Raw genomic sequence first — 14472 nt, forward strand, 5'->3', positions numbered from 1 at the left:
CACGATATATTGTAGTATTTATTCTTAATGCCACATCCCCTATTTTTTATTTTGTTTCATTTTCCCAAGGCTTAGTATTTAAATATTGAATAAATGGTTCTCTAAGTTCCTCTCTCTTTAAAGCAAATTCAACAGTTGCTTGTAAAAAGCCTAACTTATCTCCAACATCATATCTTCTTCCTTCAAAATCATATGCATACATAGCTTCATTTTTAATTAATGTTTCTAATGCATCTGTTAATTGAATTTCATTCCCTTTACCTGGTGCAGTATTTTCTAATATTTCAAATATTTGAGGAGTAATAATGTATCTTCCTAATATAGCCACATTACTTGGAGCTTCATCAACAGATGGCTTTTCAACTAACCTTTTAACTTTATAAACTCTATCCTCTATATGAAGTCCATCAACAATACCATACTTATCTACATTCTTTGGATCTACTGTTTGAACACCTAATATAGTAGTTTTATATTCATTAAAGCAATCAATTAATTGCTTTAAGCAAGGAACTTCACTATCAACAACATCATCACCTAACATTACTGCAAATGGTTCATTCCCAACAAATGATTTTGCACAATGAATTGCATGCCCCAATCCTCTAGGTTCTTTTTGTCTTATATAATGAATATCAACCATATCTGAAATTCTTCTAACCATATCAAGCATTTCTTGCTTTCCTGCTTTTTCAAGTTCCATTTCTAATTCAACAGATTTATCAAAATGGTCTTCTATAGATTTTTTATTTCTTCCTGTTATTATTAATATTTCTTCAATCCCTGATGCCACTGCTTCCTCAATTATATATTGAATTGTTGGCTTATCCACTATTGGAAGCATTTCCTTTGGCTGAGCCTTTGTTGCTGGTAAAAATCTTGTACCAAGTCCAGCTGCTGGTATTATTGCCTTTCTTACTTTCATTTCTTTCCCTCTCTTATTTAAGTAAAATTTTAGTATACATAATTATATAATATCACAATGAATTACTTAAAAAAAGATTAATAAATATTCTTTAAATTTACAATATTCTCATTTTTAAATTTTTATGTAAAATATAAAATTGAAAATTAACTATATAAATGTTATTATATAAATTATGAATGTTGAATTTATAAATTATAATTTATAATTTAACATTTAAATTTAAGATTAAATTATAAAAACAGAAAGAGGAATACGTATGAAAAACAAAAGAAAAGATTCTATAATAGTAGGATTCGCCTTATTTTCTATGTTTTTTGGTGCTGGTAACTTAATTTTCCCACCTTCATTAGGACATACATTAGGCGATAAATATTTATTAGGGATAATTGGATTTGTTTTAACAGGTGTTGGATTACCATTACTTGCAATTCTTGCTTGCTCAAAAGGAAATGGTACATTTGAAAGTATAACAAATAAAATAAGTCCTAAATTTACATTAATTCTTACAACAGTTTTATTCTTTGCAATAGGTCCGCTATTAGCAATTCCAAGAACTGCTGCAACTACCTTTGAAATTTCAATATTACCATTTTTCCCAAACTGGTCACCAGTTATTATGATGGCAATTTACTTTTTAATTAACTTATTCTTTGTATTAAGACGTTCATCTATTATTGATACAATAGGTAAATTTCTTACACCAGCTTTAATAATTATATTAATTATTATAATCGTTAAAGGTGTTATAAATCCTATTGGAGATATTGCCTCTACAGGAGCAACTAATGTAATTTCTTATTCATTACTTGAAGGATATCAAACAATGGATGCATTAGCAGGTTTATTATTTTCAAGTGTTATTACATCTTCTATTGTTTCTAAGGGTTATAAAGGAAAAGAAATCAATTCTGTATTATTAAACTCAAGTTTTATTGCTATTATTGGATTAGCTTTTGTATATGGTGGATTAACTTTCATTGGTGCACATACAGTAAATTTAGTTGATTCTAATATTTCAAATACTGCATTATTAGTATTTATTTCTAAGAAAATTTTAGGAACATCAGGTATATTATTAATAGGTATTGCTATTGGATTAGCATGTTTAACAACTTCTATAGGATTATTAACAACTGGTTCTACCTTCTTTGAAAAAGTAACTAATGGTAAATTATCTTATAAGTTTAATGCAATTGCAATTTCTTTAATGAGTTATATAATTGCTTGCCAAGGTGTTGATAAAATTGTTAAGTTATCTGTTCCAATATTAAATGTATTATATCCTGTAGCTATTACTCTAATTGCAGTTACTATGTTTAATAAATTCTTAACTAATGTAATTGCAGTTAGATTTGCAGTTTATGCATCATTAATATTTGGTGTGTTATTCCAATTATTTGGTTCTTCATTAAACTTCATGCCATTAGCTAATATTGGCTTTGGATGGGTTTTACCTACTGTAATTGCTTTAGGTATTGGATGTTTTATAAAAGAAAATAAATAATTTAATAAAAAAGAGTATTTCTAAACTTAACCTAGAAATACTCTTTTAATATTTACTTTAATGCATTATTTACTTTATCTGCAATTATTTGTGCTAATTTTTGTTGATGTGAACTACTACTTGCTTTAACAGCCTCTGTTGGATTTGTTAAAAATCCATTCTCCACTAATATAGATGGCATATTTGTATTTTTACAAACATAAAAATTACTATCTTTAGCGCCTCTGTTATACATATTTAACTTCCTTGAAGCTTCATTTGCAATTTCAGTTGCAACTGCCTTACTTACCTTAACCTTTTCTGTAACACTTCTAGTACTATATAATGATCTTTCTAAAGTTAAATCTCTACCATCTTCAGTAATAGCACTTCTTGCTATAGATGTAAGATTTGCAGGTGTTCCTGTACTATAATACACTTCAAATCCATTTGCTGATGTATTAGTAAATGAATTATGATGTATAGATACAAAAAAATCTGCATTTTTTTCATTTGCTAAAGCAACTCTTTTTTTTAAACTTTCTGTAGAATCTTGAGATATTAGTCCACTTCCTTCATATCTAGTCATATAAACTTCCATACCTCTAGATTCTAATTCAGCTTTTAATTTTACCGCAATTTGTAAATTTAAATTTGATTCTATATATCTAATTCCATTATGAGTAGCTGATGTTCCAGGATCACCACCATCATTTTCATGACCTGGATCTACTATAACTAACTTAGCTTTTTTATAATTAAAATCATTTTGAATATTAAAATTTCTTTCAATATTTTGAACACTTCCATCATTCGCTGTTATCTTTACTGTTAACTTTCTATTTCCTTCACTTATTCCTGAAATATTAACATTTCCTTCGAATCCTGCATTATCTCCACTTGAATATCCTGGATATGCCTTATTTACATCTGCTCTCTTTGCTCCATAAGCAACTGTTCCTAAGTCCTTTCCATCCACATATACTCTTACTTCTTTTACTCCACTTCCTGCTAATGCCCATCCTCTAACATTTAATGTTTTTGATTTTACTACTTCATTATCATTTGGAGCATCTAAATAACTTCTTGATTGTGCTTTTTCTATTTTTATTGTTTTTTCAATATTTTGAACACTTCCATCATTCGCTGTTATCTTTACTGTTAACTTTCTATTTCCTTCACTTATTCCTGAAATATTAACATTTCCTTCGAATCCTGCATTATCTCCACTTGAATATCCTGGATATGCCTTATTTACATCTGCTCTCTTTGCTCCATAAGCAACTGTTCCTAAGTCCTTTCCATCCACATATACTCTTACTTCTTTTACTCCACTTCCTGCTAATGCCCATCCTCTAACATTTAATGTTTTTGATTTTACTACTTCATTATCATTTGGAGCATCTAAATAACTTCTTGATTGTGCTTTTTCTATTTTTATTGTTTTTTCAATATTTTGAACACTTCCATCATTCGCTGTTATCTTTACTGTTAACTTTCTATTTCCTTCACTTATTCCTGAAATATTAACATTTCCTTCGAATCCTGCATTATCTCCACTTGAATATCCTGGATATGCCTTATTTACATCTGCTCTCTTTGCTCCATAAGCAACTGTTCCTAAGTCCTTTCCATCCACATATACTCTTACTTCTTTTACTCCACTTCCTGCTAATGCCCATCCTCTAACATTTAATGTTTTTGATTTTACTACTTCATTATCATTTGGAGCATCTAAATAACTTCTTGATTGTGCTTTTTCTATTTTTATTGTTTTTTCAATATTTTGAACACTTCCATCATTCGCTGTTATCTTTACTGTTAACTTTCTATTTCCTTCACTTATTCCTGAAATATTAACATTTCCTTCGAATCCTGCATTATCTCCACTTGAATATCCTGGATATGCCTTATTTACATCTGCTCTCTTTGCTCCATAAGCAACTGTTCCTAAGTCCTTTCCATCCACATATACTCTTACTTCTTTTACTCCACTTCCTGCTAATGCCCATCCTCTAACATTTAATGTTTTTGATTTTACTACTTCATTATCATTTGGAGCATCTAAATAACTTCTTGATTGTGCTTTTTCTATTTTTATTGTTTTTTCAATATTTTGAACACTTCCATCATTCGCTGTTATCTTTACTGTTAACTTTCTATTTCCTTCACTTATTCCTGAAATATTAACATTTCCTTCGAATCCTGCATTATCTCCACTTGAATATCCTGGATATGCCTTATTTACATCTGCTCTCTTTGCTCCATAAGCAACTGTTCCTAAGTCCTTTCCATCCACATATACTCTTACTTCTTTTACTCCACTTCCTGCTAATGCCCATCCTCTAACATTTAATGTTTTTGATTTTACTACTTCATTATCATTTGGAGCATCTAAATAACTTCTTGATTGTGCTTTTTCTATTTTTATTGTTTTTTCAATATTTTGAACACTTCCATCATTCGCTGTTATCTTTACTGTTAACTTTCTATTTCCTTCACTTATTCCTGAAATATTAACATTTCCTTCGAATCCTGCATTATCTCCACTTGAATATCCTGGATATGCCTTATTTACATCTGCTCTCTTTGCTCCATAAGCAACTGTTCCTAAGTCCTTTCCATCCACATATACTCTTACTTCTTTTACTCCACTTCCTGCTAATGCCCATCCTCTAACATTTAATGTTTTTGATTTTACTACTTCATTATCATTTGGAGCATCTAAATAACTTCTTGATTCTAAAGTATTTGTAAATACAATATTTCTTCTGTAAACTTGAGTACTATTATCATTAGCTACTATTCTTATTTCTAATACTTTATTTCCATAACCTAAACTGCTTATATCAATAATTTTATTAAATCCTGAATTAGTTCCATTATAATAACCTGGATATGTAGAGTTTACATCTGCTCTACTTTCATTAACACTTATAGTATCAATTTGAGTATTATCTATTAAAACTCTAACTTCTTTTACACCAAATGCATGCAATGCCCAACCTTTTATATTTAATTTTCCATCATTAGTTACAAATCCATTAATTGGTGACTCTAGATTACTTTTTCCTTCTAAATAATCAGCTTTAACTGCATCACAATACATTCTAAATAAATCTACACCATATGATGATGATGGTGCCCATTTATTTCCTAAATCTATAGCATTAGTAGCTTTCCCTAATATCCCACTAGTTGTCCCAAACCATCCAATGTGTCTAGGATCATATGTTTCATTTATTGATAAGCTTTCTGCTTTCCAACTTTCAACATATACCGTTTTAGGATATCCTTTAGCACCTGCATATAATGCTAAGTGGTCTAAATGTGCAATAATTCCTTGCTCCCAATTATCAAATCTTTTATGTGCATTTTGGTCATAATCATCACCACCTGAAGGAACTTTTAATCCACATGGATTATGAAATGATTCATCTAAAACTCCTCCAAATCTTCCATAGCCTGTCTCTTTTGCAGCTTGTACATACGCTAATACCCAATTAACCCCACCTCTAGCTTGTCCATATTTCTTATATATAGATGCTAAACTAATAAATGTTTCAGTTGCATTTTTACTTTTTGCCCATGCTTCAACTGATTCAACTGATACATCTACATTAGAAATAATATCTATGTTACCAATGGAACTACTAGAATACGATGTAGCTAAAGGTTTTAAATCCGCAATGAATAAATTTACTATAAATAATACACATAATACCCTTGATACATATTTAGTTTTAAACATTATCTTCCTCCCACATTATAAAATATTATGTCAAATAAATAATATCATAAATTTTATAATTATGTAAGCCTATAGGTTAAATAGCCTAATATTAAGTTTTAATATTAAAATATATAAGTTATTAATTAAAACTTACTTTTAATAAATTATAAATTTGTCAATAATATCATTATATATATTTTTTTATTTACAATTAAAAATGATGAGATTTAATAACTTAAAACTATATATTAAGGTTATATGAAATATTGTTATATTTTGTTTAATAATATATACTAATATTAATTAATTATACTAAAGGAGATTAATATGAGTGTTTTTACCCCATTAGTAATTATCTTTATATTATTACTAAATTACTATTTATATAAAAAAAATTCATATTCAAAAAACTTTTTTTATTTATCAAGTATTTTTTTAATAATTTATATAATTACTACTATACTTATTTATTATAATAATTTATCAAATGGATTCGAACACGGAATTTTATTTGGTGATGTTTTAAATAGCCACTTTTGTGATGAATATAAATATTATGTAGATTCTGATATATTGCTAAATCATTTAAGAAGTGGTGAAATAACTCAATGGATTAACAAAGAATTACCTATATACGAATTTGTTGATTTTTCTGGTCATGCTAGTTATGGAAATTATAATATTTTTGTAATTTTATTAACTATTTTAAAATCCATTAGAATAAATTCTACATTAGATTTAATATTAATAAAATTGATAGTATATATTCCTACTTCAATATATTTTTATAAATTGTCTAAAATTTATTTAAGCGAAAAGCTTTCTTTAATTAGTTTAAGCTTATTTAGCTTATTACCTGGATATATATTATGTAACTCACTATTAATGCGTGATAATATTATAATCGGAATGATAGTTATAATTTTTTATTATATATTTTCAAGAAAAATTAATTATAAATCTATAATTCTTATATTATTAATTTCACTACTATTATTAGAATTTAGATCCTATTTAATATTAGTTATTATTGCAACATTATTATTTACTTTTAAAAATTCAAAATCTATATTTAAATTTAATGATTTAATATATTTTATGGCTATAATTGGAACAATTTATTTCTTTGTTAATTTTAATTTTCAATTAAATCATTCAAATACCTTTTTTTCATTTTTCCAAATAACTTACTTACAAGAAATTTTTAAGATGCAATTTGGTACTGGGATATCTATGCTATTTAAATTATTTTATCAATTAACTCTTCATATTATATATAATCCTCCTTATTTAAATTTTTTAGGTTCTGGATTAATATATTTAATTTTATATTCAATAGGAAATATTGTAGGAACTATTTTAACTTTAATTTGTTGTTTAGCCTTCATATACTTCATAATAAAAATTAAGGATAGTAAACTGATTTATTTATTTAAATTTACTGCATACTTTACAATATTAACAGGATTAATAGTGTTAGCTAAAGATTTATTTATAATTCATAGAATTACCCTTATGTGGTTACCATTATTTATAATTATTTTACTTTACTCAATAAATGAGATAAAAAATAAAAAGCTGTAATTTATTTTACAGCTTTTTATTTTTTATTTATACATTTCGTTATAGTAATTTTGATATGCTCCTGAGGTAACATTCTTCATCCATTCTTGGTTATCTAAATACCATTGAATAGTTTTCTTAATTCCAACTTCAAATGTAGTTTCAGGATACCATCCTAATTCTTCCTTAATCTTAGTTGGGTCAATTCCATATCTTCTATCATGACCCTTTCTATCTTCAACATATTTAATTAAGTTTTCAGTAACTGCTTTATCAACATTTTCATTTAAGTAAGCTATTACTGTCTTAACTATTGTTATATTAGTTCTTTCATTATGTCCACCAACATTATAAACTTCACCAATTCTACCATTGTTTATAACCATATCAATAGCCTTAGCATGATCTTCAACAAATAACCAGTCTCTTATGTTCATTCCATCACCGTAAACTGGTAAATCTTTGTGAGCTAAACAATTATTAATTAATAATGGTATTAACTTTTCTGGAAATTGGAATGGCCCATAGTTATTTGAACATCTTGTTATGTTCATTGGCATTTTATAAGTATCATGATAAGCCTTAACCATTAAATCTGATCCAGCTTTACTTGATGAATATGGGCTATGAGGATCAAGTGGAGTTGTTTCCATAAAGTATCCTGTATCACCTAATGAACCATAAACTTCATCTGTTGAAACATGTAAGAACTTAACTCCTTCTTTCCATGTTCCATCTTCATTTTCCCATGCATCCTTAGCACAGTTTAATAAGTTTACTGTTCCCATAACATTTGTCTTAGCAAATACTTCTGGTTCTCTTATACTTCTATCAACATGAGATTCTGCTGCAAAGTGAGCAACATAATCTATTTCATATTTTTCAAATAAAGACTTAACTAATTCATTATCACAAATGTCTCCATGTACAAATATATGTCTTGGATCATCTTGAATTGATTTTAAATTTTCTAAGTTTCCTGCATAAGTTAACTTATCTAAATTTATTATTCTTATATCCTCATATTTTTTTAACATATATAATACGAAGTTTGAGCCTATAAATCCAGCTCCACCAGTTACTAAATAAGTTTTCATAATTAAATTCTCCTTAAACTCTAATTATTTTTCAACATTGTCCATAAAAGTTTTTATTGCATCTTTCCAATCTCTCATTTCATCACCAACAGTACATCTAAGCATCATATTATCAAGTGATGAATAAGCAGGTCTATCAGCAGAATTAGGATACATAGCCTTATATTCTGAAGAAGTACATGGATTTACTGTACAATTTCTTCCTGAAAGCTTCATTATTTCAGAAGCAAAATCATACCAACTACATTCTCCTTTACCTGTACAATGATATACACCATATTCTTCTGTTTCTATAAGTTTTAATATGTGATATGCTAAATCATTAGCATGAGTTGGATTTCCAAGTTGATCATTTACAACACTTAAAGAATCTCTATCTTTTCCAAGCTTCATCATTGTGTAAACAAAGTTATGTCCTACATATCCATAAAGCCATGATGTTCTAACTATATAGTATTTTGATGAAAAATCTCTTACAAACTCCTCACCTAAAAGCTTAGTTTTTCCATAAACACTTACTGGTGCTACTAAATCTGATTCCTTTAATGGGGTTTCTCCAACCCCACTAAATACATAATCAGTTGAAACTTGAACTATTTTTGCTCCTATTTCTTCACAAACCATTGCTAAATTTCTAGGTCCTAATGAATTTATCTTAAAAGCTAAATCTTGATTTGCTTCACAACCATCAACATTAGTTGCAGCTGCACAGTTAATTACTACAGTTGGCTTTATTTCATTTAAAACTCTCTTTACTTGCTCTAAGTTTGTTATATCTAATGTATCTACATCCATAGCAAAAACTTCACTATTTTTGATTTCTTCTGAAACACTTCCTATTTCTGCAGTTCCTGTAGCTACTATTTTTTGAAGTTCATTTCCTAATTGTCCATTTGAACCAGTTATTAAAATTTTCATATGAAGACCTCCCTTATGTTAATTTCAAATTTTTGCTAGTAAACCCTAACACTTAATTTTTATAATTAAAAAATAAAAGATTTTAATTATTATTTATAAACAAATGGTAGGTCTAATTCTTTAAATTTCTTTTGTTTTTTATCTTTTTCTGATAATAATACCTCTTCAATTCCATCTAATGGCCACTCTATAGCAATATCTTCATCATTCCATAAAACTCCGCCATCATGTTCTGGTGAATAGAAATCTGTACATTTATAGTTAAATGTTGCAGTTTCAGATAATACTACAAATCCATGTGCAAACCCTTCTGGCACATAAAATTGTCTCTTATTTTCTGCACTTAAGTATACACCTTCCCATTGTCCGTATGTTGGTGATCCTTTTCTTAAATCTACAGCAACATCCCAAACTTCACCTTCAGTACATCTTACAAGCTTACCTTGTGTATGTTGTGTTTGAAAGTGTAATCCTCTTAAAACACCTTTTTTAGACCTTGATTCATTATCTTGTACGAAAGTCATAGTTAATCCAGCTTCATCAAAATGTTGTTTATTATAACTTTCCATAAAATATCCTCTAGCATCTCCAAATACCTTTGGTTCAACTATATATAAATCAGGTATTTTAGTTTCTATAAATTTAAAATTTCCTACTTCAACCATTTCTCTCTACTCCTCAATTATATCTATTAAATATTTTCCATACTCTGTTTTCATTAAAGGTTGTGCTAACTCTATAACCTTTTCTTTAGAAATCCATCCTTGTCTATATGCAATTTCCTCTAAACAAGCTATAAATGTTCCTTGAGTAGTTTGTACTGCCTCAACAAAGTTTGATGCTTTAAGCATTGATACATGTGTACCTGTATCAAGCCATGCCATTCCCCTACCTAATAAATCAACTTTTAAGGTTCCTTCATCCATGTAAGCCTTATTTAAATCTGTTATTTCAAGTTCTCCTCTTGGTGATGGCTTTAATGCTTTTGCTTTTTCTACTACTGAATTATCATAAAAATATAATCCTGGTACTGCATATCTTGATTTTGGTTTTTCAGGTTTTTCTTCTAAAGATGTTACTTTTCCATTTTTATCAAATCCAACTACTCCAAAAGCTCTTGGATCTTGAACATAATATCCAAATACCATTGCACCTTTCTTTAATTCTGCAGCTTCTTTTAAATGTGAACTAAAGTTATGTCCGTAGAATATATTATCTCCTAATATCATAGCCACATTATCATCACCAATGAATTTTTCACCAATTATAAATGCTTCTGCTAATCCATTTGGTTGTTCTTGAATTGCATATTCAATATTTAATCCAAATTCTGATCCATCCTTAAATAATTCTTTAAAGTTAACAATATCTCTTGGTGTAGATATTATAAGTATATCTCTTATTCCTGCTAACATTAAAACTGACATTGGATAATAAATCATTGGCTTATCATATATTGGCACCATTTGCTTTGACATCGCCTTTGTTACTGGATAAAGTCTTGTTCCAGAGCCACCAGCTAAAATTATTCCCTTCATATCAAACACCTCATTTCCTATTTTTAACAAATTTTACTCCTATAAATCTTGCCCCAAAATTAATAATAGCATCCATAATAATTAATGGTTTTTTATCTTCTATGCTTCTTTTTATTATATATTTAAGTACCTTAAGGCCTCTTTCATTTGCACTATATTCATTAAAATACTTATTTTGGTCAAAAAACTTTCCTATATCACTATATCTTTTTACTGTTTCATTAAAAGATAAATCATGTGAATGAATTATTTTTGACTTTGATGCATATTCAATTCTATAACCATTCATAATAAGCTTATATGCAAAATACATATCTTCATTTGTAGGTAAATTTTTATTATCATATCCATTTAGCTTAATAAAAACGTCTTTTAAAATTGCACTTGAGGCATCTGAAAAGAAAAATGTCATAAGTCCTAACTTTTCAATATCATCTTTACTAACTATTCTTGTTTTATCTGGATAATTAATTTCTCTTGTATACCTTTCAACTTTATGCTCTTTATACCCTATTTGCCTACTAAATGCAGCCTCACATCTTTTTTCTTTTATATCCTTAGTTAAATAATATAACCAATATTCATCTTCAATTTTTATATCTTGAGTTATAAAAACAATTATATCACCCTTAGCATTAAATGCAGCCTTTTCTCTAACTAAACTATGTGAAAATTTTTCCTTATTTATTTTCTCATATGTACATCCTATTTTTTTTAATTTATCTTCAGTATTATCTTTTGATTCAGTTAAAATAAAATTTATTTCTTCTATATAAACATCCTTCTGTCTATTTATATTAAAATATAAATCTTCAATATAATTTTCTGCATTATAAATAGGACATATTATGGATATTTTCATATTACTTTTCCTCCATCTTTAACTAAGTTAAACAGCCCCTTCACCCTTTAAAACAGATCCAAAGGTTTTAATAATTATCTTAAAGTCTAACCAAAATCCTCTATTATCTATATAATACATATCCATTTTAATTCTTTCTTCATATGTAGTATCGCTTCTTCCATTAGCTTGCCAATATCCAGTAAGTCCTGGAACTACTGAAAATAGCTTATTCGCATAATCCCCATATAAGTCTATTTCTTTCTGAACTATAGGTCTTGGACCAACTATACTCATACTTCCATTTAAAATATTAATTAATTGTGGCAATTCATCAATACTAGTTCTTCTTAAAAAATCTCCAATTTTAGTTACCCTTGGATCATTTTCTAATTTAAAATTTTTATAAAACTCTTCTTTTTGCTCTTTTGTAAAATTATTAAATATTTCCTGAGAATTTTCATACATAGTTCTAAATTTATATACTTTTATATCTTTTCCATGTAACCCCTTTCTAGTATGCCCAAATATTATTGGTCCCTTTGAGTCTAATTTTATAGCTATAGCAACAATAAGAAAAATAGGACTTAATAATACTAATCCAATTAATGCTCCTAAAATATCTATAGTTCTTTTTACTATTAGATAAAATGTTGTTCCCCTTGTCACTTCACCTATATCATTAGCTCTAAAATCAGTCATATTATCACACTCCATATGAATCTCCTATTAATATTCCCTCATAAGTATTATTATCAAATTTCACACTAATTACTATAATTTTAATTATTAATGAAAATTATCTAAACTATATTATACTTCAAATTTTAACAATTGACTAAAAATTCATATATTTTTTACATTTAATTGATTTTTTTACACGTTTTTTTACCTTATTAACACAATATCTTAAATTTAGATTTATTTCTAATTATAGTAATACATAAAGTAAATCTTACTATTTAATAATATTAATGTCAATATAAAAGGCGCATTATCAGTGCACCTTAAATAAATTTTAATATTTTAAATCATATAATTGAATTAAATAAACTTCCATAACTAAAACAAAAAATACTGATAATCCAGCTATATATGGATTAGTAATAGATGATGCTAAAATAGACATTGTTCCTATAGTCCAGCCAACTAAAACTTGTTCATCTCTCATTCTTAAATTTTTCTTAAATAAAAGAACAATTAATTTAACAAAATTAAATACTAAATATCCAAAGAAAATTAAAATTCCTATTATTCCAGTTTTAAATAATAACTCTATATAATATAATTCAAAACTAGTGCTGCTAACTGGTTGTAAATTATTATCAATCATATATTGAGGATATTCTTCAATATGGGCTCCAAATCCCCAACCTAAAATAGGCTTTTCTTTAATTCTATTTACTAAAAATTTTAATTGAATTGCTCTTACCTTATTAGATTCATCATTTTCAAAATCACTAATAGATTCTATTCTATCTTTTATTGAACCTGATGAATTAGGTAAATTTTGTTCTGGTGATACTGCTACAATAGTTTTTGGAATTATAACTGAGACTAGAATCAATGGAATTAAAGCAATTACTATATTTCTTAATGTTAAATTAAACTTTTTAAATCTCCATAAATAATATATCATTGATATAACTACTGCCCCTATTGTTCCAAGCCAAAACCCTCTTGTATTTGATACATATATCCCAACTAAAAGTATTGCTAACTTAAGAATCCCAAAAACGTTCTTATCTTTATTAAATAATTTAATAAACATAATCGCTGCTGCAAGTTGCATGAAAATACCATTATATAAATACACTCTAGCATAATTATTAGACATTACTAATCCACTAATAAATCCATACTGTAATTTACTATTTAAATTATTATAAGTAACTATTATTTCTAAATTGTTAGGTAAGTAAATTCTACTTACAAAGAATAATGTAATAGTCATGATAGCAACTATAACTGCACAATTTACAAACACATTTATTATTTTATCAATATTTTCATTTCTACCTTTGACATAGACTATTAAAAGTAATATATATATTATCCCTAAAAATGAATTAACATCTGAGAATATATCACCTAAGCTATTTCTATTAATTAAACCTATAATACTTCCATATGCTAAATATATACATACAACAATAATTGGTATCAAAAAAACTTTTTCAATTTTAATTTTTTCTCTAAAAATCATATATATTGAAAAAAGTATTCCAACAACAAATAACCCCTTTCTAATAGGAAGCCCAAATACGTGTCCTAATCCCCCCAATACAAATTCAATAAAAATTAAAATAGTAACTACATTAAAAATACTTCTTATAGTATCATTCTTACCACTCATTATCATTTCTCCACT

11 protein-coding genes are annotated in these 14472 nt (G+C 27.2%); 2 read left to right on the forward strand and 9 right to left on the reverse strand.

Annotated features, from left to right (window positions below; all coding sequences use genetic code 11):
- Positions 1–46 precede the first annotated feature (46 nt).
- On the reverse strand, positions 47–925 hold the full coding sequence (gene galU, locus ACUN06_RS11710; protein ID WP_294127076.1) for a UTP--glucose-1-phosphate uridylyltransferase GalU: 879 nt from the start codon (positions 923–925) through the stop codon (positions 47–49).
- A 259-nt stretch (positions 926–1184) separates the two neighbouring features.
- Between galU and brnQ the strand changes: the two genes are divergently transcribed.
- Positions 1185–2432: a branched-chain amino acid transport system II carrier protein gene (gene brnQ / locus ACUN06_RS11715; protein ID WP_291731719.1), complete on the forward strand. Its 1248-nt coding sequence runs from the start codon at positions 1185–1187 to the stop codon at positions 2430–2432.
- A 52-nt stretch (positions 2433–2484) separates the two neighbouring features.
- On the opposite strand, the gene ACUN06_RS11720 is transcribed toward brnQ, so the two are convergent.
- The gene (locus tag ACUN06_RS11720) at positions 2485–6162 is read right to left on the reverse strand and encodes an N-acetylmuramoyl-L-alanine amidase (protein WP_449389844.1); all 3678 of its coding nucleotides are present in this window, start codon (positions 6160–6162) and stop codon (positions 2485–2487) included.
- 309 nt (positions 6163–6471) lie between these two features.
- On the opposite strand from ACUN06_RS11720, the gene ACUN06_RS11725 reads away from it, so the two are divergent.
- Positions 6472–7728 (forward strand): hypothetical protein, encoded by a 1257-nt coding sequence (locus ACUN06_RS11725; protein WP_294369467.1) that lies wholly within the window; start codon positions 6472–6474, stop codon positions 7726–7728.
- A 23-nt stretch (positions 7729–7751) separates the two neighbouring features.
- Here ACUN06_RS11725 and rfbB read toward each other — a convergent pair whose 3' ends face one another.
- The 7 genes from rfbB to ACUN06_RS11760 all read right to left on the reverse strand — a co-directional run bounded on the left by rfbB (position 7752) and on the right by ACUN06_RS11760 (position 14457).
- Complete coding sequence (rfbB, locus tag ACUN06_RS11730) at positions 7752–8804, reverse strand: dTDP-glucose 4,6-dehydratase (protein ID WP_294127031.1); 1053 nt, start codon at positions 8802–8804, stop codon at positions 7752–7754.
- A 24-nt stretch (positions 8805–8828) separates the two neighbouring features.
- Positions 8829–9722 (reverse strand): dTDP-4-dehydrorhamnose reductase, encoded by an 894-nt coding sequence (rfbD, locus tag ACUN06_RS11735; protein WP_291732928.1) that lies wholly within the window; start codon positions 9720–9722, stop codon positions 8829–8831.
- A gap of 89 nt (positions 9723–9811) precedes the next feature.
- Complete coding sequence (rfbC, locus tag ACUN06_RS11740; protein ID WP_291732930.1) at positions 9812–10387, reverse strand: dTDP-4-dehydrorhamnose 3,5-epimerase; 576 nt, start codon at positions 10385–10387, stop codon at positions 9812–9814.
- A gap of 6 nt (positions 10388–10393) precedes the next feature.
- Positions 10394–11260, reverse strand: coding sequence for a glucose-1-phosphate thymidylyltransferase RfbA (gene rfbA / locus ACUN06_RS11745; RefSeq protein WP_291732932.1), 867 nt, complete (start codon positions 11258–11260; stop codon positions 10394–10396).
- 10 nt (positions 11261–11270) lie between these two features.
- Complete coding sequence (locus tag ACUN06_RS11750; protein ID WP_294369463.1) at positions 11271–12122, reverse strand: glycosyltransferase; 852 nt, start codon at positions 12120–12122, stop codon at positions 11271–11273.
- Positions 12123–12149: 27 nt separating this feature from the next.
- Positions 12150–12803, reverse strand: coding sequence for a sugar transferase (locus tag ACUN06_RS11755; protein ID WP_331892724.1), 654 nt, complete (start codon positions 12801–12803; stop codon positions 12150–12152).
- Between the two features lie 316 nt (positions 12804–13119).
- The gene (locus ACUN06_RS11760) at positions 13120–14457 is read right to left on the reverse strand and encodes an O-antigen ligase family protein (protein WP_294369462.1); all 1338 of its coding nucleotides are present in this window, start codon (positions 14455–14457) and stop codon (positions 13120–13122) included.
- Between the last annotated feature and the right edge of the window lie 15 nt (positions 14458–14472).

The sequence above is a fragment of the Clostridium sp. ETTB3 genome (assembly GCF_053571985.1).

Coding starts and splice junctions, on each gene's coding strand:
- galU (WP_294127076.1), bottom strand. CDS start 925: ATGAAAGTAAGAAAGGCAATAATACCAGCAGCTGGACTTGGTACAAGA.
- brnQ (WP_291731719.1), top strand. CDS start 1,185: ATGAAAAACAAAAGAAAAGATTCTATAATAGTAGGATTCGCCTTATTT.
- ACUN06_RS11720 (WP_449389844.1), bottom strand. CDS start 6,162: ATGTTTAAAACTAAATATGTATCAAGGGTATTATGTGTATTATTTATA.
- ACUN06_RS11725 (WP_294369467.1), top strand. CDS start 6,472: ATGAGTGTTTTTACCCCATTAGTAATTATCTTTATATTATTACTAAAT.
- rfbB (WP_294127031.1), bottom strand. CDS start 8,804: ATGAAAACTTATTTAGTAACTGGTGGAGCTGGATTTATAGGCTCAAAC.
- rfbD (WP_291732928.1), bottom strand. CDS start 9,722: ATGAAAATTTTAATAACTGGTTCAAATGGACAATTAGGAAATGAACTT.
- rfbC (WP_291732930.1), bottom strand. CDS start 10,387: ATGGTTGAAGTAGGAAATTTTAAATTTATAGAAACTAAAATACCTGAT.
- rfbA (WP_291732932.1), bottom strand. CDS start 11,260: ATGAAGGGAATAATTTTAGCTGGTGGCTCTGGAACAAGACTTTATCCA.
- ACUN06_RS11750 (WP_294369463.1), bottom strand. CDS start 12,122: ATGAAAATATCCATAATATGTCCTATTTATAATGCAGAAAATTATATT.
- ACUN06_RS11755 (WP_331892724.1), bottom strand. CDS start 12,803: ATGACTGATTTTAGAGCTAATGATATAGGTGAAGTGACAAGGGGAACA.
- ACUN06_RS11760 (WP_294369462.1), bottom strand. CDS start 14,457: ATGAGTGGTAAGAATGATACTATAAGAAGTATTTTTAATGTAGTTACT.